The sequence below is a fragment of the Acidovorax sp. HMWF029 genome (genome assembly GCF_003060895.1).
Lineage (GTDB): Bacteria > Pseudomonadota > Gammaproteobacteria > Burkholderiales > Burkholderiaceae_C > Acidovorax.
Genome location: NZ_QAIH01000137.1, coordinates 1 through 3731 on the forward strand (window position 1 = coordinate 1; position 3731 = coordinate 3731).

Sequence of the window (3731 nt, forward strand, 5' to 3'; positions counted from 1 at the left end):
CTGCAGGTGGTGGCGGAGGGGGTGGAGACGACGGGGCAGCTGTCGTTCCTGAGGTTGCATGGGTGCGAGGGGTTTCAGGGGTATCTGTTTGGGCGGCCAACGCCCATGGACATTTTTTTGCGTGAACAGCTGTTGGGCTTGACGTTGCAACCTATGGTGGCAGCGCCGGAAGGGCGTATGCCATGACGAGGATGGGAGTCCTGTGGGTGGACATCGACACACAGCATGCTGCGGCTGCGCGGCGGCTGATTGCCGAGCGCTACCCCGACTGGCGTGTGGTGAACAGCCCGACCCCCGAGACCGCCATGGCGCCCTTGGCCTCGCAGGCTTGGGATGCTGTGGTGATGTGTCTGCGGCCTTCGGAGCAGGAGCTGCCCGGCCTGCTGGAGCTGTGTGCAGGCCGCCCAGTTTTGATGTGCATTGATGCCACGCAGGAGGCCTTGGCCGCGCGGGCCTTCCGTTGCGGCCTGGGTGACTATGTGCTGCGCGAGCCCGACGATGTGTCGCACCTGAGTGAGCTGCTCAATCGCCTGGTGGCCCTGACGCAGAGCGCCACCGGCCAGGGCCAGCCCGTGCGTATGGTGGATGCACGCATCTGGCAAGAGGCGCTGACCATGCTGCAGGAGCAGCGAACGTCGCTGCAGGCCACGCTGGCCAGCATGAGCCAGGGTATTTTCAAGACGGGGCCCGATGGCCGTATCACCGTCTACAACCAGCGCGTGCTGGAATTGCTGAATCTGCCGGAATCGCTGATGGCGACCCGACCCACGTTGGCTGATTTGACGCAGGTGCAGGCTGAGCGTGGGGATTTCGGCGCGGGCTACAGCCTGGTGGACCGGCGCGGGCACGCCTATGTGGCTCATGGCGCCGTGTCTTCGGCGCCAGCGCTCTACTGGCGCACCACGCGCGACGGCCGCACCCTGGAGGTGCGCACCACCACGCTGGCCGATGGCAGCCTGTTGCGCACCTTTTCCGACGTGAGCGACTATGTGCGCGTCGAAGACGAACTGCGCGAGAGCGAGGCACGTTTCCGGTCGTTGAGCGACCTGTCGTCCGACTGGTACTGGGAGCATGACGCCGAAGGCCGCTTTGTGCAGCTGGCGGGCGACCTGAGCGTGAACGGCATCCCGCTGTCGAGTGTGATGGGGCGCACGCGCTGGGAGATTGGCGCCCTCAACATGACCGAGGCTGACTGGGCTGCGCACCGTGCCGTGTTGGCGGCGCACCAGCCGTTTCGCGACCTGGAATTGCAGCGGAAACGCGCAGACGGCAGCATGCACTGGATTTCGATCAGCGGCGTGCCGGTGTTCGACGGTAACGGCGCGCTGCGCGGCTACCGAGGGGTGGGCCGCGACATTACAGAGCGCAAGCAAGTCGAGAGCCAGATAGAGCGCCTGGCGTTCTACGACTCCCTGACCGGTCTGCCCAACCGCCGCCTGCTGGTGGACCGTCTGCAGCACGCAACGCTGGCCGTAGCGCGTTCCGACTCCCAGGGCGCTCTGCTGTTCATCGACCTGGATAACTTCAAGGACCTCAACGACACCCTTGGGCACGACACCGGTGACCAGCTGCTGCTGCAGGTAGCCCAGCGCCTGAAAGCCTGTGTGCGCGAGTCCGACACGGTGGCCCGTTTTGGCGGGGACGAGTTTGTGGTGCTGGTGGAGGGCCTCAGCCCTGACGCAGACCATGCCAGCGCTGAAGCTGCGCTGGTGGCAAGCCACATTGCCACCACGCTGGGCAAGCCCTATTTGCTGGGGGACTCCAGCCACCACAGCTCGCCAAGCATTGGCATTGCGCTGTTTGGCCAGCAGACGCTCAGCGTGGACGAGCTGCTCAAGCATGCCGATCTGGCTATGTACCAGGCCAAGGCTGCAGGCCGCAACACCCAGCGCTTTTTTGACCCCGACATGCAGGCCGCCGTGAGCAATCGCTCGGCCCTGGAGGCCGACCTGCGCCGGGGCCTGCAGGAGAAAGAGCTGGTGCTGTATTACCAGCCTGTGGTGGATGGCAAGGGGCGCCTGCAGGGGGCCGAGGCCCTGGTGCGCTGGCGCCACCCACGCCGGGGCATGGTCTCGCCGGCCGAATTTATCCCGCTGGCCGAGCAGACCGGTCTCATCTTGCCACTGGGTCAATGGGTGATGCAGGCTGCCTGCGCCCAGCTGGTGGCCTGGTCGCGCAGCTCGCTCACGCGGCAGTTTTTCCTGTCCGTCAACGTGAGCGTGCGGCAGTTTCGCCAGCCGGATTTTGTGGAGCAGGTGCTGGGGGCGCTGGACGCCACAGGCGCCAATCCCGAGCGCCTCAAGCTCGAACTCACCGAGAGCCTGCTCCTGGCCGATGTCGAAGACATCATTGCGCGCATGGAGCATCTGCGCCGCTATGGCGTGGGCTTTTCGCTCGACGACTTTGGCACCGGTTATTCGAGCCTGAGTTACCTCAAGCGACTGCCGCTGGACCAGCTCAAGATCGACCAGAGTTTTGTGCGCGACCTGCAGACCGACCCCAACGACGCGGCCATCGTGCGCACCATCCTGGCCCTGGCCGAAAGTCTGGATCTGGGCGTGGTGGCCGAGGGCGTGGAAACCACGGGCCAGCTCGAATTCTTGCAGCGCTACGGCTGCAAGGCCTTCCAGGGCTACCTGTTTGGCCGCCCCATGCCGCCCGAGGTGCTGGAACGGGCGCTGCGGCCTGCGCTATGACAAAGGCCGGTTCCCTTTTGGGCGCGACAATGAATCCATGACATTTGACCCCTACGCTCCCCACTTCGTGTGGTCGCAGCCCCCCGAGGGGGCCGTTTTTCATCTTGGGGCGGCCCGGCGATGATGCATTACCCCCACGCTCCCCACTTCGTGTGGTCGCTGCCCCCCAAGGGGGCCGTTTTTCATCTTGGGGCGGCCCGGCGATGAAAAAGCAGGTGTTGGTCGCCGGTGGCGGCATCGGCGGCTTGGCCGCTGCGTTGGGCGCGTCGCGCGCGGGCTGGGATGTGCGGCTGTATGAGCGCGCTGTCGCGTTCAGCGAAGTGGGCGCAGGCGTTCAGATTGGACCCAACGTGGTACGCCACCTGCAGGCCTGGGGTCTGCAACAGGCGCTGCAGGCGGTGGCGGCTTTCCCCAGCCGCCTGCAGGTGCGCAATGCCGTCAGCGGCCGCGAACTGGCTGTGCTGCCGCTGGGCCCCACAGCGGTCGAGCGCTATGGCGCGGCCTACGCCACCATCCATCGCGCGGACTTGCATGGCCTGCTGCTGCAGGGGTTGACCCAGGACACCGAAGCGCAGCTTCATCTGGACCATGCCATCGACCGCTATACCGACAACGGCGAAGTGGTTACCGTGCGCACCAGCCGGGGCAAGGAGGTGGAGGGCGATGCGCTGATTGGCGCCGATGGCCTGTGGAGCCGCACCCGCACCCAATTGCTGGGCGCCATGCCACCGCGTGTGACGGGCCATCTGGCCTACCGCGCCCTGGTGCCGCAGCAGGCGTTGCCCGAGGCGCTGCGCACCACCCAGGTCACCGCTTGGCTGGGCCCGCGTCTGCATGCGGTGCAGTACCCCGTGCGCCGGGGCGAGCTGCAGAACATCGTGGTCATCGTGCAGGGCCCCGCGCCGCAGGACCTGGAGAACTGGGACCATGCCGCCAACGCCGCTGGTCTGGATAGCGCGCTGCAAGGCACCTGCACCGCACTGCAGGACCTGGTGCACTGTGTGAGCGATCACGCCCCGGCGGGCTGGCGCCTGT

3 protein-coding genes are annotated in these 3731 nt (G+C 66.3%); all 3 read left to right on the forward strand.

All coding sequences use genetic code 11. The features are described from left to right. Window positions 1-186 (forward strand): EAL domain-containing protein (locus tag DBR12_RS09340; protein ID WP_146185504.1); only part of this gene is annotated, 186 nt, incomplete at its 5' end. Beyond that, complete coding sequence (locus DBR12_RS09345) at window positions 183-2696, forward strand: EAL domain-containing protein (protein WP_108616992.1); 2514 nt, start codon at window positions 183-185, stop codon at window positions 2694-2696. The genes DBR12_RS09340 and DBR12_RS09345, both read left to right, overlap by 4 nt. A 203-nt stretch (window positions 2697-2899) precedes the next feature. Continuing rightward, window positions 2900-3731 (forward strand): FAD-dependent monooxygenase (locus DBR12_RS09350; RefSeq protein WP_108616993.1); only part of this gene is annotated, 832 nt, incomplete at its 3' end.